The organism is Amycolatopsis sp. NPDC088138, from assembly GCF_044741685.1.
Classification (GTDB): Bacteria; Actinomycetota; Actinomycetes; order Mycobacteriales; family Pseudonocardiaceae; genus Amycolatopsis.
The window spans coordinates 945,885-963,458 of sequence record NZ_JBIUTB010000004.1 but is presented as its reverse complement, the minus strand read 5'-3'; the positions used below and the strand labels follow the sequence as shown (position 1 = coordinate 963,458).

Here is a 17,574-nt window from a genome sequence, read left to right as displayed (position 1 = left end):
CTACCGGGACACTCGGGACCATGGGCAAGCAGAAGCGCCGGGCGGTCCCCGTCGAGGACGTAACGGCGCCGCGGACGGCCGAGGAGTTCGCCAACGCCCTGCTCGCGGCGGCCTACAACGGCACCAAGGCCGCCACGGTGAAACGGCTCGCGACCGGCCTGGAGCTGCCGGAATCCTTGGCGAGGGGCGTGGATCTGGCCGGTCGCCAGGTGATCACCCGGGTGTGCCGGAACGGCTGGCTGCCCGAGGACGTCCACCAGGCGGCGCGGCGCCGGGTCGACGAGTTCGCCGTCTCGTACGTGCTGGACACGCTCGCCGGTTACGCCGGGCAGTTCTCTCCCGAGACCGTGCACCCCGCCTGGCGGGAGCAGCTCGACGAGACGGGCGCCGTCCAGTGGTGGTCGACTTCCGAACCCCATGCGACGCAGTGGGCGGCGAAGCACATCCTGACCGCCGCCGAGGCCCTGACGACCTTCGTGGAAGCCCTCGGGCTTCTGGTGTCGATGCCGGCGCTGAATCCCGTTCTGCCCGTGCCGGGGACGCCTTACCGGCCGACGGTTCACCACGCCGTCGACGAGAAGCAGCTGGGCCGGGTCCGCGCGCTGTTGGCCAAGGCCGAGTCGAGTTCGTTCCCGGAGGAGGCCGAAGCCCTCTCCGCGAAGGCGCAGGAGCTGATGACCCGCTACGCCCTCGACCGCGTCCTGGTCGAGAGCACGGCGCCCGACGTGCCGGCGTCTCGGCGGCTCTGGCTGGACACGCCGTACCTCGACGCGAAGTCGCTCCTGGTCCACGTGGTGGCGACGGCGAACCGCTGCCGCGCCGTCTTCGACGCGCGCTGGGGCTTCGTCACCGTCGTCGGCGACGAGAACGACCTGGACGCCGTCGCGCTGCTGACGACGTCCCTGCTGGTCCAGGCGACCCGGGTGATGATCGCCGACCCGGCCGGGCGGTCTCGGGCGTTCCGGCAGTCGTTCCTCGTCTCCTACGCCACCCGGATCGGCGAGCGCCTCGAAAAGGCCGCGGAGACCACCCTCGCGGACGCCCCCGACGCGGACCGGCTGCTGCCGGTGCTGGCGTCCCACGAGCTGAAGGTGCAAGCGGCGTTCACGCAGCTCTTCCCCGACGTGGTCGGCAAGTCCGTGACGGTGCGCGACCTCGACGGCTGGGACGCCGGACGCTCGGCCGCCGACCGCGCCCGGCTTCCCGGCTCGTGAGCTCTCAGACTTCGCGACGCGCGTACTTCTCCAGCTCCGGCCGCCCGAACGGCAGCTCACCCTCATCGAGGGCCCCGCAGTCCAGGCCGCGCAGCAGGTACACCGCCAGGGCCTGGGCCGTCGCGGGTTCGTCCAGGACTCCCCCGGACGTCTTGTCCGCGTACGCGCGCAGCCGGTCCACCGCCGCAGGGAAACCCTCGCGGTAGAACGTGTACGTCGCCGCGAAGCGGGTCGGCAGCTGGTGCGGGTGCAGGTCCCAGCCCTGGTAGAAGCCGCGTTCCAGGGACCGGCGGACCAGGCGGAGGTGCTCGGCCCAGGCGCCGGGGAGCGCGTCGCCGATCGGGAGGCGGTTGGTCGAGCCGTCCGACAGGCGGACGCCGGTGCCCGCCGCCGAGACCTGCATCAGCTGCTTGGCCAGGTCCGCCGCCGGGTGCTCCATGCTCTGGTACGCCGCCGCGATGCCGAGCCCGGCGCTGTAGTCGTACGTGCCGTAGTGCAGGCCCGAACACCGGCCGTCCGCGGCGTGCACGATCCGGGCCACCGACAGCGTCCCGTCCGCGTCCACAATGGACTGGGCCGTCTCGATCTGGACCTCGAAACGCAACGATCGCTCAGGCAGCTCGTACGCGGATTCCAGCTGTGCCAGCACTTCGGCGGCGACCGAGACCTGGTCCACCGCCGTCACCTTCGGCAGCGTGACGACGAACCCGGGCGGCAACGGGCCGTTGTCCAGCAGGCTGCCGAGGAACAGGTCGAGGGTGCGGATCCCGCGGCGGCGCGTCAAAGCCTCGAAGCTCTTGAAGCGGATACCGACGAACGGCGTGCCGCCCGTGGTCGCGAGGGTCTGGCCGGCCGCGCGCGCCGCCGCGTCCTCGACGTCGTCCGGGACGCGGCCGAAGCCGTCCTCGAAGTCGATCCGCAGGTCCTCGATCGGCTCGGTCAGCAGCTTGGCCCGGACCCGCTCGTAGACGTCGGCGTCCAGGCCGAGCAGGTCCTCGTGCTCGACGAAGACCCGCATGGCCTGCTTTCCCCAGTCCGCGACCAGCCGTGTCCGGTACGACGACGCCGGGACGTAGACCGTGTGCACCGGCTGGCGCCCCGGCAGCTCCCCCGGGTACAACGCCGCGACGCGCGCGTCGGCCTCGGCCAGGCGCGCGTCGGCGGCGTCGTAGACGTCCTGGGACAGCCGCACTACTTGATCCGCTCGTACGCGGGCAGCGTCAGGAAGTCCGGGAACCCGTCGGCCAGCGCGACCTGCTCGAACAGCTCGACGGCCGGCTCCAGCGCCTCCGGCTTGATCTCCGCGGCCAGCTCGCCGCGGACCTCCGCCAGCACGCCGCGCACCAGCTCGGACGTCACGACGTCGCCGGTGTCCAACGTGGTCCCGTTCTTGACCCACTGCCAGACCTGCGAGCGCGAGATCTCCGCCGTCGCCGCGTCTTCCATCAGGTTGTGGATCGCCGCGGCGCCGTTGCCGGAGAGCCAGGAGGCGATGTAGCGGATGCCGACGTCCACGGCCGCGCGCAGGCCGGCCGCCGTCGCGCCACCCGGCGTCGAGGCGACGTCGAGCAGCTGGTCGGCGGTGACGCTCACCTCGTCGCGGGTGCGGTCGAGCTGGTTCGGCTTGTCGCCGAGGACCTTGTCGAACTCCTCGCGGCAGATGTCGACCATGCCCGGGTGCGCCACCCAGGAGCCGTCGAAGCCGTCGCCGGCCTCGCGGCTCTTGTCGGCGCGGACCTTGTCGAGCGCCGCCTTGGTGACGTCCGGGTCGTTGCGGTTCGGGATGAACGCGGCCATGCCGCCGATCGCGAACGCGCCGCGCTTGTGGCAGGTGCGCACGAGCAGCTCGGTGTAGGCGCGCATGAACGGCGCGGTCATCGTGACGGAGTTGCGGTCCGGCAGCACGAACTTCTCACCGGCGTCACGGAAGTACTTGATCACGCTGAACAGGTAGTCCCAGCGGCCGGCATTCAGGCCCGAGGCGTGCTCGCGCAGTTCGTAGAGGATCTCCTCCATCTCGAACGCGGCCGGGATGGTCTCGATCAGCACGGTCGCGCGGACGGTGCCGTGCTCGATGCCCAGCGTCTTCTCGGAGTGGGTGAAGACGTCGTTCCAGAGCCGCGCTTCGAGGTGGCTCTCCATCTTCGGGAGGTAGTAGTACGGGCCCTTGCCGCGGCTGAGCGCCTCCTTCGCGTTGTGGAAGAAGTGCAGGCCGAAGTCGACCAGCGCGCCGACGGCCTCGCGCCCGCCGAAGGACAGGCCGCGCTCGTCGAGGTGCCAGCCGCGCGGGCGGACCACGATCGTCGCGTGCTCGACGCCGTCCTTCAGCGCGTAGCTCTTGCCGCCGCTTTCCAGCGTGATGTCCTCGCGGACGGCGTCGTACAGGTTGACCTGGCCGGACACGACGTTCGCCCAGTGCGGCGTGTTGGCGTCTTCGAGGTCGGCGAGCCACACCTTCGCACCGGAGTTGAGCGCGTTGATGGTCATCTTGCGGTCGGTCGGCCCGGTGATCTCGACGCGGCGGTCGCGCAGCGCGGCCGGCGCTTCGGCGACCTGCCAGTCGCCCTCGCGGATCTCCTTCGTCTCCGGCAGGAAATCCAGCTTGCCGGTGGTGCGGGCCTCCTCGCGGCGCTTGCCGCGCGCCTGCAGCAGCTCGTCGCGGCGGCCGGCGAAGGCGTCGTGCAGGCCGGCGAGGAAGGCGAGCGCCTCCGGCGTCAGGATCTCGTCGCCACGCTCGACCGGGTCGCCCAGCACCTGGACTTCAGAAGACATGCGGAACACCTCGAGGGTTCGGATCTTTGGATAACGGCCCTACGGTTTTCTACCAGCCGGACTATAGTTTCTGCATAGCGGAAGCTCAACGCAGACGTAAGGAGGACCACCGGTGGCAGCGGAGAAGAACGGGCGCGATGGCGGCGTCCAGTCCCTGCAGCGTGCCTTCGAGCTGCTGGAACACCTCGCGGACACCGGCGGTGAGGCCAGCCTGTCCGAGCTCGCGACGCTGTCCGGGCTGCCGATGCCGACGATCCACCGGCTCATCCGCACCCTGGTCGACCTGGGGTACGTCCGGCAGAACACGAACCGCCGGTACGCGCTGGGAGCGCGGCTGATCCGGCTCGGCGAGAACGCGAGCATGCAGTTCGGCGCCTGGGCGCGGCCGCTGCTGGCGGAGCTGGTCGAGGAGGTCGGCGAGACGGCGAACCTGGCGGTCCTGGAGCGCGACGAGGTCGTGTACGTGGCCCAGGTGCCCTCCAAGCACTCGATGCGGATGTTCACCGAGGTCGGCCGGCGGCTGCTGCCGCACGGCACGGGCGTCGGCAAGGCGATGCTGGCCCACCTGCCCGCGGCCGACGTCCGCTCGCTGCTGGAGCGGACGGGGATGCCGGCGTACACCGAGCACACGTTCACCGACGCGGACGCGCTGGCCGTCGAGCTGTCCCGCATCGCTTCGCAGGGGTACGCGCTCGACGAGGCGGAGCAGGAGCTCGGGGTCCGGTGCGTCGCGGTGGCGGTGCCGGGAGCGCCGGTGCCCGCGGCGGTGTCGGTGTCCGGCCCGTCCGGACGGCTGACCGCCGAGGCGGTGGCGCACATCGCCCCGGCGGTGCGGCGGGTGGCGGACGCGCTGGGCGCGAGCCTTTCCCAGGCCACGGTCACCGTGTGAGCCGAGTGATCACGGGTGACTCGGAGCGCATGGCGGCCGATACCCCGATCACCATGTCCGAGCCTCGGCGCCACGATCGACAAGGGTTTTGCCGACCTCGACGCGAGGCACGAGGGAATGACTCGGCTCCTCCGGCAGGCCATCGACAAGAACCGGCCTACTGCAGCTCTCCCGCCAGCAGGTCCATGAGCAGGCCGTCGTGCCAGGTGCCGTCCGGGCCGCGCTCGTACTGGCGCAGCAAGCCGACCGGGCGGAAACCCAGCTTCGTGTAGACCCGGATCGCCGTCTCGTTCGAGGCCGCCGGGTCGATGGTCAGGCGGTGGTGGCCGCTGTCCAGCAGGTGGCGGGCCAGGGTGCGGAGGGCGTCCGTGCCGATGCCGCGGCCGTGGAAGTCCGGGTGCACGGAGATGTCGATCCCGGCGTGGTGGTACTGCGGCTCCAGCTCTTCACAGCTCTGGATCATCCCGACGACCTCGCCGTCGAGTTCGATCACGTAGCAGGTGTAGCCCTCTTCGACCTCGTACAGGCCTTCGACCTCGTGGTCCGGGTCGCCCCACCAGCGGGCGACCTCCGGGGTGGCCAGGATTTCGCGGAGACGGTTGCGGTCTTTTGCCGAAATGGTACGCAAAAGTACCCGCGCACCGTGGATGATGGGCATGCTTCGGTCCTCTCTCGTAGTGAATGACGGCTTTGGGACGTCTGTTACGAGGAGGGGCACGAGCGGAAGTGCGTCAACCGGGCATGCCCGGATTCTGCGCCGGCGCGCACCGCCCGTCATCCGATTTTCCCGGAAGGACGGTCATGGACTCCCTCACCGGCGGCGCGCTCGCCTGGCTCGCCCAGGGCGCCGCCTCGAACCTGCTCGACCGGCTGGTCGACCGCGCGCTCGACGGGCCGCCGCCGCTGCCCTCGTGGCCGCGGCTCGGCGGATCGCCGCCGGGGACGGTCGAGATCTCGGTGCGGCACCAGCTGACGATCCGGACCCGCACGCCGGTGATCCTGACGCTGCAGGAGGACGGCAGCCGCACGGGCACGGTGTTCTCGGTCGTGCTCGGCCACACCACCCGCGTCAACCTCCCGGGCGGCGACTACTTCGGCGCAGCGATGATCGTCGACCCGCTGGGGCGCACCCGATCCGGCCAGACGCTGCAGGGCATCGGCTGGTCCCGGCTGAAGGTGACGTCCCGCCGGACGTCCCCGCTGGTGATCCCGGCCCACCACCCGACGGCGCCGGTGCTGCTGCAGCTGGGGCTGCGCAAGGCGGACGGCACGCCGTTGTTCCGGCTGCCGCCTTCCCGGCTCTAGCCGGTATCAGGCCGCCGTCTCGCGACTCCGGAGGAGCGAGAGAGGGGGCACGACTTGGAACCGTTCACCGGATCACTCGTCTGGCTGGGTCAGGCGGCGGCCGCGGCCGTCGTCGGCAGGCTCGCCGAGCGGGCCCTGGACCGGGCCTTCGACGGGCCGCGGCGGGCTGTCACGCTGCCGGAGCCCCGTCGCCACCGGATCGGCGACGTGACCAGCGACGTCGACATCGTCGTGCGGCACGTGCCCGCCGGACGGCGTCCTGTGCTGCTGGCCCTCCAGACGGCCCCGGCCGGGAACACCGGGGAACCGCACGGGGTGACGGTGCCGACGCTGCTCGGCGAGACCGCGCACCTGACCCTGGCGCGCGACGACTACCTGATCAGCGCGCTGGTCCTCGACGCGCCCGCGCAGCTCGGCGGCAACCCGGTGCTGCACGGCGTCGGCTGGGTCCGCCACTGGGTGGCCGGCAACCGGACCGATCAGCTCACCATCACCACCGAGGTGCCGACCAAGGAGCTGGTCGAACGGCTCGGCCTGCGCAAGCCGGACGGAACGAGCCCGTTCGAGCTGCCGCCGCCGCGCCCTGACCGGCCGCAGCTGCCGGCTTCATGGGCTCACGCACACCAAGCCGCGCAGCTCGCCACCAGTACCGCCACGGCGAACGCGCGGTGCCGCGCGAGCGTGGTGCAGCGCGGCTCGCGCTGCACCATGACGGTTTCCGCCTTCAGCGCGAACGGACTGTGCATGCACCACGACAGCCACTTCAAGGCGGGTGGCACCGTCCACGACTGGGCCACCCGCAAACGGATCCGTTAGCCCAGCAACGCGTCCACGAAGGCGCCCGGCTCGAACGGCGCCAGGTCGTCCGGGCCCTCGCCCAGGCCGACCAGCTTCACCGGGACGCCCAGCTCACGCTGGACCTGGAACACGATGCCGCCCTTGGCGGTGCCGTCCAGCTTGGTCAACACGATGCCCGTGACGTCGATGACCTCGGCGAACACGCGGGCCTGCATCAGGCCGTTCTGGCCCGTGGTCGCGTCGAGGACCAGCAGGACCTCGTCGACCTTCGCCTGCTTCTCGACGACGCGCTTGACCTTGCCCAGCTCGTCCATCAGGCCGGTCTTCGTGTGCAGCCGGCCCGCCGTGTCGACCAGGACCGCGTCGACGCCCGTGTCCACGCCGCGCTTGACCGCGTCGAACGCGACCGCCGCCGGGTCCGCGCCTTCCTTGCCGCGCACGACCTCCGCGCCGACGCGCTCGGCCCACGTCTGCAGCTGGTCGGCCGCCGCCGCGCGGAAGGTGTCCGCCGCGCCCAGGACCACCGTGGCACCCTGGGCGACGAGCACCCGCGCGAGCTTGCCCGTGGTCGTCGTCTTGCCCGTGCCGTTGACGCCCGCGACCAGCACCACCGCGGGCTGCTTCTTCCCGTCGACGGTGTGCGGCAGCGCCCGCACCGCGCGGTGGGCGTCGGTCGACAGCTCCGCCGTCAGCACCTCGTGCAGCACCTCGCGGGCCTCGGCCGAGTTCCGCACCGCGCGCCGGGACAGCTCGTCGCGCAGCCGCTCGACGATGTGGTTCGTGGTGGCCGCGCCCAGGTCGGCCATCAGCAGCGTGTCTTCGACGTCCTGCCAGGAGTCCTCGTCGAGGTCGCCGGCGCCGAGCAGGCCCAGCAGGCTCTGGCCGAACATCGAGCGGGACTTCGTCAGCCGCCCGCGCAGCCGCTCCAGCCGGCCGGCCGCGGGGTCGATCTCTTCGGTGACGGCAGCCGGCTCGACGACCTCGGCATCGGGCAGTTTGACGTCGCGAACCGTGCGCTGGGCCGAGTCGCGCGGGACCGCGGCGTCGTCGCCGACGGCGGGCTGGCCGTCGGTCTCCGGGCGGTCCTCGACGGGGTGCTCGGCCGGCTCCTGGACCTCGGGCGCCTCACCGCCGGGCGCGAGCGCGATGCCCCCGCTGGCCGCGTAGCTGCCGCCCTTCGGCTTGGCCTCGACCTCACGCTGGGCGTCCAGGCTGATGCGGCGCTTGCGCGCGATCAGCAGGCCGGTCACCAGCAGGGCGACCAGCACGACGACCGCGATGACTACGAAGATGAACCAGGAGCTCGACACTGCACCATCCTTTCATTGGCCCGCCACCACCGCGGACCCGCCGTCCGCGCAGGCAATTCGTAACGACGTACATCCCGATTGGGCCAAGACTTCACGGGGTGGGTTGCGTCACAGGCAACGCTGCACTAAACCCCTCCGGATGGGGAAACGAGCCAGCCACGGCTTCCGGGTGATCGGGCTGATTTCGGGCACGTCGGTCGACGGCATCGACGTCGCCGCGGCCGACCTGCACGCCGAAGAGGACACCGTGGTGCTGACCCCGCTCGGCGAGCTCGACGTCCCCTACCCCGAACCGCTGCGTGCGGGCCTGCTCGGCGCGCTGCCGCCGAACCCGTGCACCGCCGGGGAACTGACCCGGCTCGACACCGGCGTCGGCCAGGCGTTCGCCGACGCCGCCCTGCGCGGCGCCGTCGAGCTGGCGGGCGGCACCGCGGACCTCGTCGCCTCGCTGGGCCAGACGGTCTTCCACTGGGTGGAGGACGGCAGCGCCCGCGGCACCCTGCAGCTCGGGCAGCCCGCGTGGATCGCCGAGCGCACCGGGCTGCCGGTGCTCGCCGACCTGCGCGCCCGCGACGTCGCCGCCGGCGGGCACGGCGCACCGCTGGCCAGCACGTTCGACCAGCTGTGGCTGCGCGGCCTGGCCGAGGACAGCGGACGCCCGGTCGCCGCGCTCAACCTGGGCGGGATCGCGAACATCACCGTCGTCACCGCGGGCGCACCGGCGATCGCCTACGACACCGGGCCGGCCAACGCGCTGCTCGACCTCGCCGCCCACCGCGTCACCGGGAGCCGCAGCGACCTCGACGGGCGGCTCGCGCTGCGCGGCTCGGTGCGCGCCGACCTGCTCGTCCGGCTGCTCGCCGACCCGTACTTCGCCGCCCCGGCGCCGAAGTCCACCGGCAAGGAGTACTTCAACGCGGCCTACCTCGACGCCGCCCTCGACGGCCTGCCGCCGGTCGCCGCGGCCGACCTGCTCGCGACGCTGACCGAGCTCACCGCCGTCTCCGTCGCCGAGCAGTGCCACCACCACGGCGTGACGACGGTGATCGCGTCCGGCGGCGGGATCGCCAACCCGGCCGTGATGACGGCGCTGGCCAGGAACCTGCCCTCGGCGGTGCTCAAGACCAGCGACGACCTCGGCCTGCCCGGCGCCGGCAAAGAGGCGTACCTGACCGCGCTGCTGGGCTGGCTCACCTGGTGCGGCGTGCCCGGTACGGTGCCGTCGGCGACCGGTGCGCGGGGACCGCGCCTGCTCGGCGCCCTCGTCCCGGGTGCCGGGCCCTTGACCCTTCCTGCCCCGCTGGGGGGCGCCGTGACGCGGTTGCGTGTCGCGGAGAAGGCCGGATGAGGAGTAGGAGAAGTCCATGCGGGGTGTCGATCTGGCCATCATCGTGGTCTACCTGGCGGCGATGCCGCTGATAGGCGTGCTGGTCGGGCGGAAACAACGGTCGGCCGCCGACTACTTCGTCGGCGAGCGCAGCCTGCCGTGGGGCGCGGTGATGCTGTCCGTGGTGGCGACCGAGACGTCGACGCTGACCGTGATCAGCACGCCGGGCCTGGTGTTCGGCAACGCGTTCCTGTTCCTGCAGCTGGCCTTCGGCTACATCATCGGCCGGGTCATCGCCGCGTTCGTGCTGCTGCCGCGGTACTTCCGCGGCAACCTCGTGAGCGCGTACGCCTTCCTGGGCAAGCGGTTCGGCTCGGGGCTGCAGGGTACGGCGTCGGTGACGTTCGTGGTGACGCGGCTGCTCGCCGAGGGCGTGCGGCTGTTCGCCGGCGCGATCCCGATCAAGGTGATCCTCGGCCACTACAACATCCACCTGGACTACTGGGTGATCGTGGTGATCCTGACCGCGCTGACGCTGATCTACGCCTACATCGGCGGGATCAAGGCGGTCGTCTGGGTCGACGTCATCCAGCTGACGCTCTACCTGGGCGGCGCGGCGGTGGCGGCGATCGTGCTGCTGAACAAGCTGCCGGGCGACTGGGCGACCCAGGCTTCGGCGGACGGCAAGTTCATGCTCGTCGACTTCACGAAGAACCTGCTGACCAGCCCGTACGCCTTCGTGACGGCGGTGCTCGGCGGCGCCGCGCTGTCGATGGCCTCGCACGGCGCGGACCAGCTGATCGCCCAGCGGCTGATGGCCACGCGCAGCCTGCGCGACGGCCAGAAGGCGCTCATCGGCAGCGGCATCATCGTCACCATCCAGTTCGCGCTGTTCCTGCTGGTCGGGGCGATGCTCTGGGTGTTCAACGGCCGCAAGTCGGTCGCGGAGCTCGGCCTGCAGAGCCCGGACGACGTGTTCTCGAAGTTCATCATCGACGACCTGCCGGTCGGCGTGTCGGGCCTGCTCATCGCCGGGGTGCTCGCCTCGACCATGGGCGCACTCGCCTCGGCGCTCAACGCGCTCTCGACGTCGACCGTGGCCGACATCTACCAGCGCTTCACCAAGAAGTCGCCCGAGGACTCGAAGCTGCTGCAGCACGGTCGCATGTGGACGCTGATCTGGGCCGTGGTGTTCGCGGTGTTCGCGTCGCTGTTCTCCACCACGAAGAACTCCGTGATCGAGCTGGGCCTGGCCATCACCGGGTACACCTACGGCGCGCTGCTCGGGGCGTTCCTGCTCGGCCTGCTGATCAAGAAGGCCCGCCAGGTGGACGCGATCATCGCGTTCGTCGCGACGGTCGTGGTGATGGCGTTCGTGATCCTCGGCCTGAAGTTCAGCGCCAAGACCGGCGGCCTGATCGGGATCGACTTCAGCAAGGCGGCCGGGGACAAGGTCGCGCTCGCCTACCCCTGGTACACGCTGCTGGGCGTGGTGATCACGCTGGTCGTGGGCGGGTTGCTCTCGCTGCGGCACCGCACGCCCGACCCGAAGGCGGCCGAGGCGAACGCCGTGGGCGAAGACAAGCAAGAAGTCACTTCCGCCTGATTCTTCTGAACCGGTTCCGGCGGGCGCCCGTGTTGGTCATCGGGAGCCCGCCGGAAAGCGGCGGGAGGAAACAAAGGTGGGAACATGAAACGGATTTTGGTTGCGCTCGCGGTCGGCTCGCTGGCGCTCGGCGGTGCGGCGACGGCTTCGGCCGCCACGGCGACCCCGAAGGCCCCGGCGGCGGTCCAGGTCCCGGCGGGCAACCGGCCGCTCGCCACGTACTCCGGCGACGGCGTCCAGATCTACGGCTGCACCAACGGCGCCTGGGCGCTGATCCAGCCCGCGGCCGTGCTGTCGAAACACGGTCAGCCGGTGGCGATCCACAGCAAGGGTCCGGTATGGACATCCATTGTGGACGGAAGCACGGTCGGCGCGGCCGCGGCGGCGACCTCGCCGCGTGACGGCGCGATCCCGGAGCTGCTCCTCAAGGCGAACCTCAACAGCGGCACCGGGGTGTTCGGCAAGGTCACCTACGTCCAGCGCCTGAACACCCGCGGCGGCCTCGCCCCGGCCGGGGCGTGCACGGAAGGCGCCCAGACCGCGGTCCACTACACGGCCGACTACGCCTTCTGGGTGGCCGGCTGACCGGCGGGAGAAAACCGCTGCCCCCTGTCCTCGCGCCGCCCTAAACTGCGGGCGGGGACAGGGGGTTTCTCATGGGGTTCTTCATCGGCATCGGCGTGATCCTCGCCGTGCTGCTCGTCATCGGCCTGGTCATGGACCGCTTCGACCGCAAGCGCGGCGTCCGGCGCGGGATGCTCTCGCCGCGCGGCCGCCGACCCCGGATCGGCGACGCCGAGTGGATGGGCAGCGACCTCAGCACCTACGAGCCGCGCGCCCGCGGCGAAGACCGGCCCGCGCCGCGCGAAGAGGACATGCGCTGAGCCGGCTGTGATGTCCAGGGACGTTGCCCCTGGCTGAGGTGACCCGGTGCCGGCCTGTCTGTTCACCCGTACCACGGCGCCGGACAACGGGTCGGCCTACCGGTCGCGCCTGGCGCGACACCCGCGCCGAGCTGGGATCACCCCGAAACGAACCCGGCCACCTAGCCGACCGCGACCGGCTCGTCGTCGGCCGTGCGGAGGCGCTGCGAGATCACCTTCGTGATGCCGTCGCCCTGCATGCTGACGCCGTAGAGGGCGTCGGCGATCTCCATGGTCGGCTTCTGGTGGGTGATGATGATCAGCTGCGAGGAGTCGCGCAGCTGCTCCAGCAGCCCGATCAGCCGGCGCATGTTCGTGTCGTCCAGCGCGGCCTCGACCTCGTCCATGACGTAGAAGGGTGAGGGCCGGGCGCGGAAGATCGCGACCAGCATGCCCACCGCGACCAGCGACTTTTCGCCACCCGACAGCAGCGACAGCCGCTTGACCTTCTTGCCCGGCGGGCGCGCCTCGACGTCGACGCCGGTGGCGAGCAGGTCGTCCGGCTGGGTGAGGACCATCCGGCCCTCGCCGCCGGGGAACAGCACGCTGAACACCGTCTCGAACTCGCGGGCGACGTCCGCGTACGCGCCGGCGAAGACCTCGAGGATCTTCTCATCGACCTGCTTGATCACGGCCTCGAGGTCCTTGCGGGTGTCCTTGAGGTCCTCGAGCTGCGTGGAGAGGAACTTGTACCGCTCCTCCAGCGCCGCGAACTCCTCCAGGGCGAGCGGGTTCACCTTGCCCAGCAGGGAAAGGTCCTTCTCGGCGCGCTTGGCGCGGCGGGCCTGGGTGTCGCGGTCGAACGGCATCGGCGGCGGCGGGGTGACGTCCTCGCCGCGTTCCTTGGCCGCCTCGTACTCGGCCATCTCGCCCGCGCTCGGCGGCACCGGGACGTCCGGGCCGTACTCCTGCACGAGGTCGGCGAGCCCGATGCCGAAGTCCTCGGCGATCTTGGCTTCCAGGGTCTCCAGCCGCAGCCGCTGCTCGGCGCGCTGGACCTCGTCGCGGTGCACGGCGTCGGTCAGCTTCTCCAGCTCGCCGGTGAGCTCGCGGACCTTGGCGCGGACGCCGGTCAGCGCGGCTTCCCGGCTCTGGCGGCGGGACTGGACCTGGTCGCGTTCGGTGGCCGCGCGCTGGACCGAGTGCTCGATGCGCTCGAGCGCGATCTCACCGCCGCTGACGACGGCGTTGGCGATCTCGGCGCCGCGCTTGCGGGCCGCGGCGGCGCGCTCGGCGCGTTCGCGGGCCTGCTGCTCGGCGTGTGCGGCGCGGCGGAGACCTTCGGCCCGGCCCGCGATGCCGCGCGCCCGCTCCTCGGCGGTGCGCTGCGCGAGCCGCGCCTCCATCTCCTCCTGCCGGACGACGGCCAGCTCTTCCACGGCCAGGTCGCGCTCGGCGGTGTCCGGGTCGTCCTCGACCGGCTGCTCGGCGACGGCGGCGAGGCGTTCCTCCAGCTCGGCGAGCTGGGCCAGCGCCTGCACGCGGCTCTGCTCGACCTTCGCGCGCTGCCCGGAGAACCGCTCGACCTCGGCCTGCGCGGCCCGCGCGGCCTGCTGCAACCGGTTGAGCCGCTCCGACGAGCGGGCCTTGCGCACCTTGGCGTCACCGAGGGCGTCCTTGGCCTGGGAGACCTCTTCGCGGCGGGCCTGCTGCTCGGCGCGGGCGCCTTCCAGCTCGGCCGCGTACTGCTCCAGCTGGCGTTCGGCCGTGCGCAGCCGCACGCCGGCCTCGTCGACGGCGGCCTGGACCTCGATCACGCTCTCGCGGGCGCCGGACCCGCCGATCGCCCAGCGGGCGCCGAAGACGTCACCCTCGGCGGTGACCGCGCGGACCTCCGGGTGCGTGGCGACCAGCTGCCGGGCCGATTCGAGGTCACGGACCAGCGCGAGCTTGTCCAGGGCCTGCTCGACGGCGGGCCGCAGCTGCGCCGGCGCGGTGACGACCTCACGGGCCCAGCGCGCGCCTTCCGGCAGCGCGGGCCAGGAGTAGGTGTCCACAGTGGACTCAGGCGCGCCCAGCACGATGCCCGCGCGGCCGGAGTCCGTGTCCTTCAGGTACCTGAGGGCGCGCAGGGCGTCGTGGCCGCCGGTGACGGCGACCGCGTCGGCCACCGGGCCGAGCGCCGCGGCCAGCGCGACCTCGTGACCGGGCTCGACGGTCAGCAGCGCGGCGACCGAGCCGAGCAGGCCGGGCAGCTCGTGGGACGCGCCGAGCAGCGCGCCCGCGCCGTCCTTGCGCTTGAGCCCCATCGACAGCGCCTCGACGCGGGCCCTCTCCGACGCGATCTCGCGCTCGGCGGTGCGTTCGGCCTTGACCAGCTCTTCGACGCGCGCCTTGGCCGCGTTGTTGGCCTCGACCGCGCGGTCGTGGTGGGCCATCAGCCCGGAGTCGTCGGACTCCTCGACGCCGCCCTCCGCCTTGGCCACTTCGAGCTCTTCGACGGCGATCTCGGCCCGCTCCGCGGACTCCTCGAGGGAGACGCTGAGCCGGTCGATCTCGTCGGAGGTGGCGCCGTTCTTGCTGCGCAGCGCCTCGACCTGGCCGGTCAGCTTGGCCATGCCCTCACGCCGGTCGGCGATGGCGCGGACGGCGGCCCAGTGCGCGCGCTCGGCGGCCTGGACCCGCTGTTCGAGGTCCTCGCGGCGCAGCACGGTCTGGGCGAGCAGCTCCCGGGCCTCCATGACGGCCTCGTTGAGCTCTTCTTCCTGCTCGGCGACGCGCTCGGCCTCTTCGAGCAGCTCTTCGGGGTCGCGGCCGCCGGTGGCCGTGGTGACGTCGGCCGACAGGTGGCGCTGGCGCTCGATCGCCAGGCGGACGGTGCCGCGCAGCCGCTCGGCCAGCGCCGAGAGCTTGTACCAGGTCTCCTGGGCGCTCTGCAGCAGCGGCGCGTCCTCGGCCAGCGACGACTCCAGCTCGGTCTCCTCGGCGGAGACGATCTCGAGGGTCTGCTCGACCTCGGCGCGGCGCTGGCGGGCGACCTTCTCGTCGGCCTCTTCCCGCTCGATCGAGCCGCGCTGGGTGACGAGGTCGTCGGCGAACAGGCGCAGCCGGGCGTCGCGCAGCTCGGACTGGACGAACTGGGCCTTGCGGGCGATCTCGGCCTGCTTGCCCAGCGGCTTGAGCTGGCGGCGCAGCTCGGTGGTGAGGTCGCCGAGGCGGTCGAGGTTGCCCTGCATGTTGGCCAGCTTGCGCAGGGTCTGTTCCTTGCGCTTGCGGTGCTTGAGGACGCCGGCGGCCTCTTCGATGAAGGCGCGGCGCTCTTCGGGCTTGGACTCGAGGATGGCCGAGAGCTGGCCCTGCCCGACGATGACGTGCATCTCGCGGCCGATGCCGGAGTCCGACAGCAGCTCCTGGACGTCCATCAGGCGGCAGCGGTCGCCGTTGATCTCGTACTCACTGGCGCCGTCGCGGAACATCCGGCGGGTGATCGACACCTCGCCGTACTCGATCGGGAGCGCGCCGTCGGCGTTGTCGATGGTGAGGGTGACCTCGGCGCGGCCGAGCGGGGCGCGGCCCGCGGTGCCGGCGAAGATGACGTCCTCCATCTTGCCGCCGCGCAGGTCCTTGGCGCCCTGGGTGCCCATCACCCAGCGCAGTGCGTCCAGCACGTTCGACTTGCCGGAGCCGTTCGGGCCGACCACGCAGGTGATCCCCGGCTCGAAGCGCAGCGTGGTCGCCGAGGCGAAGGACTTGAAGCCCTTCAGCGTCAAGCTTTTCAGGTGCACTGGGTGCTGACCCCTCTGGCTGCCGGTACTGGCGTTTCAATCGTCCCAGGTTACCTGGGGGCGTCCGGGGACCGCCGGACGCGCCCCCTCACCGGCGCGCCTTAGCACAGCGTTCGAGTGCTCAGCAACCTCGTGCGCCACACCCGCCCCGGAAGTACCAAGGCCGGGCTACCGCTCGACGAACCCACTGAGTCCCCCTTTCGGGTCGGACCAGCGCTCGACGACGGTCTCCACACTTCCGGGTGATTCTCCGGAGCGAAGGGCGACCAACAGCCGCTCACAGTGGTTTTGATCACCCTCCGCTATGACCTCAACACGACCGTCGGGCATGTTGCGCGCGCTGCCGACCAAGCCGAGTTCGAGTGCCCGGCTGCGCGTCCACCAGCGGAAACCGACGCCCTGCACGCGCCCGCGGACCCACGCCGTCAACCGGGTGTTCGTTTCTTGCTCACTCACGCGTTCATCCTTTCCGGACAGACTGACTGCGCACAGTGATCACGCAGGCTCCCTACCTGGGCGAATGCGGCACGGACGGTGATAATCTCCCCGCCGAGGTCGCCCTCCCGGGTTCCCCCGCCCGGGGCAAGCAGTGATCGTTTGACGACCTCCGAGCCGCTTCCCGATCTACTAGGAGCCTGTATGCCCCGCCCCGACGGGTCAGATTCGAGCTCACGCATCACGAGGGTCGACACCACCGCGCCGCCGAAGAGCAGCAAACCGAACCGCGCCGGGTACGTCGTACTCGGGGTGGCCGGGCTGGTCGTCGCGACGGCGTTCGCCGCCGTCGCCGAGCTCGCCGGCCCGGCCCCCGCGACCACCGCGGGCGGCACCGGCGCCCCCGGCGGCCAGGGCACCTCGCCCGCGGGCGTCCAGACGGTGCCGGGCACCCCGACCCCGGGCGGCCCGTCCACCCTCGGCGGCCCGCCGTCGCCGACGGACACGCCTTCTTCGAGCGCCCCGACGACGGTGGTTTCGGTCAGCCCGGACGGCAAGACGACCACCACGGTCGTCACCCAGGCCCCGCCGCCGCCGTACACGCCGCCGCCGCGCAACGACACGGGCGACAACCCGCCGCCGAAGACCACGACGACCCCGCCGACGAAGACGACGACCCCGACGCCGTCCACCACGCCGACGACACCCACCACGCCGACGACGCCGGACTCGAGCCCGCCGCCCGCCGGCGGGCAGAGCACCGGTGGTTCGCCGACGGCCACCACGACCGAGTCCGGTCGCGCCGCCGGACGCGCCCAGTAAGCGAATTACCTCGAAGGCCACCGCCGCGGCGGTGGCCTTCGTCGTTTCAGGGCTTCGGGGTTCGGCGTAGCGCCCCGCCCGCGGCGCCTCCCAGGCCGAGCCCGATGCCGAGGAGGCCGTACGCCCAGGGGTCGTCGAGGCCGAAGGCGAACGAGACTCCCACCCCGGCGAGGTAGCCGCAGACGATCGCGAGCAGCACGCGAAGCCTCGTCATACGCGCTCCTTCGTCCGGCGCAGGTGCACGTACAGCGCCCAGTAGTAGACCGCGAACAGCACGTACAGCGCGCTCGTCCCGAGCTGGAGCCAGCCCTTCCAGCTGCCCACCTCGCCGTCGAACGCGAGCCAGATCCAGCCGGCCGCGATCAGCGTCCACATGACCCCGAAGGTCAGCACGAACTTCGGGGGCAGGCGTTCCCCACCCAGAACCCACCTCGTCGTCACTCGGGTG

17 protein-coding genes are annotated in these 17,574 nt (G+C 71.7%); 9 read left to right on the top strand and 8 right to left on the bottom strand.

Going from position 1 to position 17,574, the window contains the following annotated elements:
* The first annotated feature begins 20 nt into the window (after positions 1-20).
* On the top strand, positions 21-1,214 hold the full coding sequence (locus ACIOD2_RS25200; RefSeq protein WP_400542508.1) for a DUF2786 domain-containing protein: 1,194 nt from the start codon (positions 21-23) through the stop codon (positions 1,212-1,214).
* Between the two features lie 4 nt (positions 1,215-1,218).
* Here the strand turns inward: ACIOD2_RS25200 and ACIOD2_RS25195 are convergent, their stop codons facing one another.
* Together ACIOD2_RS25195 and aceB are read right to left on the bottom strand one after the other, a co-directional pair.
* Positions 1,219-2,406: a DUF6986 family protein gene (locus ACIOD2_RS25195; protein ID WP_400542505.1), complete on the bottom strand. Its 1,188-nt coding sequence runs from the start codon at positions 2,404-2,406 to the stop codon at positions 1,219-1,221.
* Complete coding sequence (gene aceB / locus ACIOD2_RS25190; RefSeq protein WP_400542502.1) at positions 2,406-3,986, bottom strand: malate synthase A; 1,581 nt, start codon at positions 3,984-3,986, stop codon at positions 2,406-2,408. Before aceB ends, ACIOD2_RS25195 begins: the two co-directional genes overlap by 1 nt.
* Positions 3,987-4,098: 112 nt before the next feature.
* Here aceB and ACIOD2_RS25185 point away from each other — a divergent pair, with 112 nt between their 5' ends.
* Positions 4,099-4,875, top strand: coding sequence for an IclR family transcriptional regulator (locus tag ACIOD2_RS25185; RefSeq protein ID WP_400542499.1), 777 nt, complete (start codon positions 4,099-4,101; stop codon positions 4,873-4,875).
* 157 nt (positions 4,876-5,032) lie between these two features.
* Here the strand turns inward: ACIOD2_RS25185 and ACIOD2_RS25180 are convergent, their stop codons facing one another.
* Positions 5,033-5,533 carry a GNAT family N-acetyltransferase gene (locus ACIOD2_RS25180; protein ID WP_400542496.1) on the bottom strand — a complete coding sequence of 167 codons (501 nt, stop codon included), beginning with the start codon at positions 5,531-5,533 and terminating at the stop codon, positions 5,033-5,035.
* Positions 5,534-5,676: 143 nt separating this feature from the next.
* Between ACIOD2_RS25180 and ACIOD2_RS25175 the strand changes: the two genes are divergently transcribed.
* Positions 5,677-6,180 carry a hypothetical protein gene (locus ACIOD2_RS25175; protein ID WP_400542493.1) on the top strand — a complete coding sequence of 168 codons (504 nt, stop codon included), beginning with the start codon at positions 5,677-5,679 and terminating at the stop codon, positions 6,178-6,180.
* Between the two features lie 54 nt (positions 6,181-6,234).
* Positions 6,235-6,996 carry a hypothetical protein gene (locus ACIOD2_RS25170; protein WP_400542490.1) on the top strand — a complete coding sequence of 254 codons (762 nt, stop codon included), beginning with the start codon at positions 6,235-6,237 and terminating at the stop codon, positions 6,994-6,996.
* Here the strand turns inward: ACIOD2_RS25170 and ftsY are convergent.
* Positions 6,993-8,288 (bottom strand): signal recognition particle-docking protein FtsY, encoded by a 1,296-nt coding sequence (ftsY, locus tag ACIOD2_RS25165; protein ID WP_400542487.1) that lies wholly within the window; start codon positions 8,286-8,288, stop codon positions 6,993-6,995. The genes ACIOD2_RS25170 and ftsY overlap by 4 nt on opposite strands.
* Positions 8,289-8,427: 139 nt before the next feature.
* Here ftsY and ACIOD2_RS25160 point away from each other — a divergent pair, with 139 nt between their 5' ends.
* The 4 genes from ACIOD2_RS25160 (at position 8,428) to ACIOD2_RS25145 (ending at position 12,105) form a co-directional block, all read left to right on the top strand.
* Positions 8,428-9,636, top strand: a complete 1,209-nt coding sequence (locus ACIOD2_RS25160) for an anhydro-N-acetylmuramic acid kinase (protein WP_400542484.1) — start codon at positions 8,428-8,430, stop codon at positions 9,634-9,636.
* Positions 9,637-9,652: 16 nt separating this feature from the next.
* Positions 9,653-11,221, top strand: coding sequence for a sodium:solute symporter (locus tag ACIOD2_RS25155; protein ID WP_400542481.1), 1,569 nt, complete (start codon positions 9,653-9,655; stop codon positions 11,219-11,221).
* Positions 11,222-11,305: 84 nt separating this feature from the next.
* A complete protein-coding gene (locus tag ACIOD2_RS25150; protein WP_400542478.1) occupies positions 11,306-11,806 on the top strand; it encodes a DUF3455 domain-containing protein in 501 nt (166 codons plus the stop codon).
* A 71-nt stretch (positions 11,807-11,877) separates the two neighbouring features.
* Positions 11,878-12,105, top strand: coding sequence for a hypothetical protein (locus tag ACIOD2_RS25145; RefSeq protein ID WP_400542475.1), 228 nt, complete (start codon positions 11,878-11,880; stop codon positions 12,103-12,105).
* A gap of 161 nt (positions 12,106-12,266) precedes the next feature.
* On the opposite strand, the gene smc is transcribed toward ACIOD2_RS25145, so the two are convergent.
* Positions 12,267-15,869: a chromosome segregation protein SMC gene (smc, locus tag ACIOD2_RS25140; RefSeq protein WP_400542473.1), complete on the bottom strand. Its 3,603-nt coding sequence runs from the start codon at positions 15,867-15,869 to the stop codon at positions 12,267-12,269.
* A 168-nt stretch (positions 15,870-16,037) separates the two neighbouring features.
* Positions 16,038-16,325, bottom strand: a complete 288-nt coding sequence (locus ACIOD2_RS25135) for an acylphosphatase (RefSeq protein WP_400542470.1) — start codon at positions 16,323-16,325, stop codon at positions 16,038-16,040.
* Positions 16,326-16,508: 183 nt separating this feature from the next.
* Between ACIOD2_RS25135 and ACIOD2_RS25130 the strand changes: the two genes are divergently transcribed.
* A complete protein-coding gene (locus ACIOD2_RS25130; RefSeq protein WP_400542467.1) occupies positions 16,509-17,126 on the top strand; it encodes a hypothetical protein in 618 nt (205 codons plus the stop codon).
* 46 nt (positions 17,127-17,172) lie between these two features.
* Here the strand turns inward: ACIOD2_RS25130 and ACIOD2_RS25125 are convergent, their stop codons facing one another.
* Together ACIOD2_RS25125 and ACIOD2_RS25120 are read right to left on the bottom strand one after the other, a co-directional pair.
* The gene (locus tag ACIOD2_RS25125; protein WP_400542464.1) at positions 17,173-17,340 is read right to left on the bottom strand and encodes a hypothetical protein; all 168 of its coding nucleotides are present in this window, start codon (positions 17,338-17,340) and stop codon (positions 17,173-17,175) included.
* A complete protein-coding gene (locus ACIOD2_RS25120; RefSeq protein WP_400542461.1) occupies positions 17,337-17,567 on the bottom strand; it encodes a hypothetical protein in 231 nt (76 codons plus the stop codon). The genes ACIOD2_RS25125 and ACIOD2_RS25120 overlap by 4 nt, the downstream gene beginning before the upstream one ends.
* Positions 17,568-17,574: the final 7 nt, after the last annotated feature.

Coding starts and splice junctions, on each gene's coding strand:
- ACIOD2_RS25200 (WP_400542508.1), top strand. CDS start 21: ATGGGCAAGCAGAAGCGCCGGGCGGTCCCCGTCGAGGACGTAACGGCG.
- aceB (WP_400542502.1), bottom strand. CDS start 3,986: ATGTCTTCTGAAGTCCAGGTGCTGGGCGACCCGGTCGAGCGTGGCGAC.
- ACIOD2_RS25180 (WP_400542496.1), bottom strand. CDS start 5,533: ATGCCCATCATCCACGGTGCGCGGGTACTTTTGCGTACCATTTCGGCA.
- ACIOD2_RS25175 (WP_400542493.1), top strand. CDS start 5,677: ATGGACTCCCTCACCGGCGGCGCGCTCGCCTGGCTCGCCCAGGGCGCC.
- ACIOD2_RS25160 (WP_400542484.1), top strand. CDS start 8,428: ATGGGGAAACGAGCCAGCCACGGCTTCCGGGTGATCGGGCTGATTTCG.
- ACIOD2_RS25155 (WP_400542481.1), top strand. CDS start 9,653: ATGCGGGGTGTCGATCTGGCCATCATCGTGGTCTACCTGGCGGCGATG.
- ACIOD2_RS25150 (WP_400542478.1), top strand. CDS start 11,306: ATGAAACGGATTTTGGTTGCGCTCGCGGTCGGCTCGCTGGCGCTCGGC.
- ACIOD2_RS25145 (WP_400542475.1), top strand. CDS start 11,878: ATGGGGTTCTTCATCGGCATCGGCGTGATCCTCGCCGTGCTGCTCGTC.
- ACIOD2_RS25130 (WP_400542467.1), top strand. CDS start 16,509: ATGCCCCGCCCCGACGGGTCAGATTCGAGCTCACGCATCACGAGGGTC.
- ACIOD2_RS25125 (WP_400542464.1), bottom strand. CDS start 17,340: ATGACGAGGCTTCGCGTGCTGCTCGCGATCGTCTGCGGCTACCTCGCC.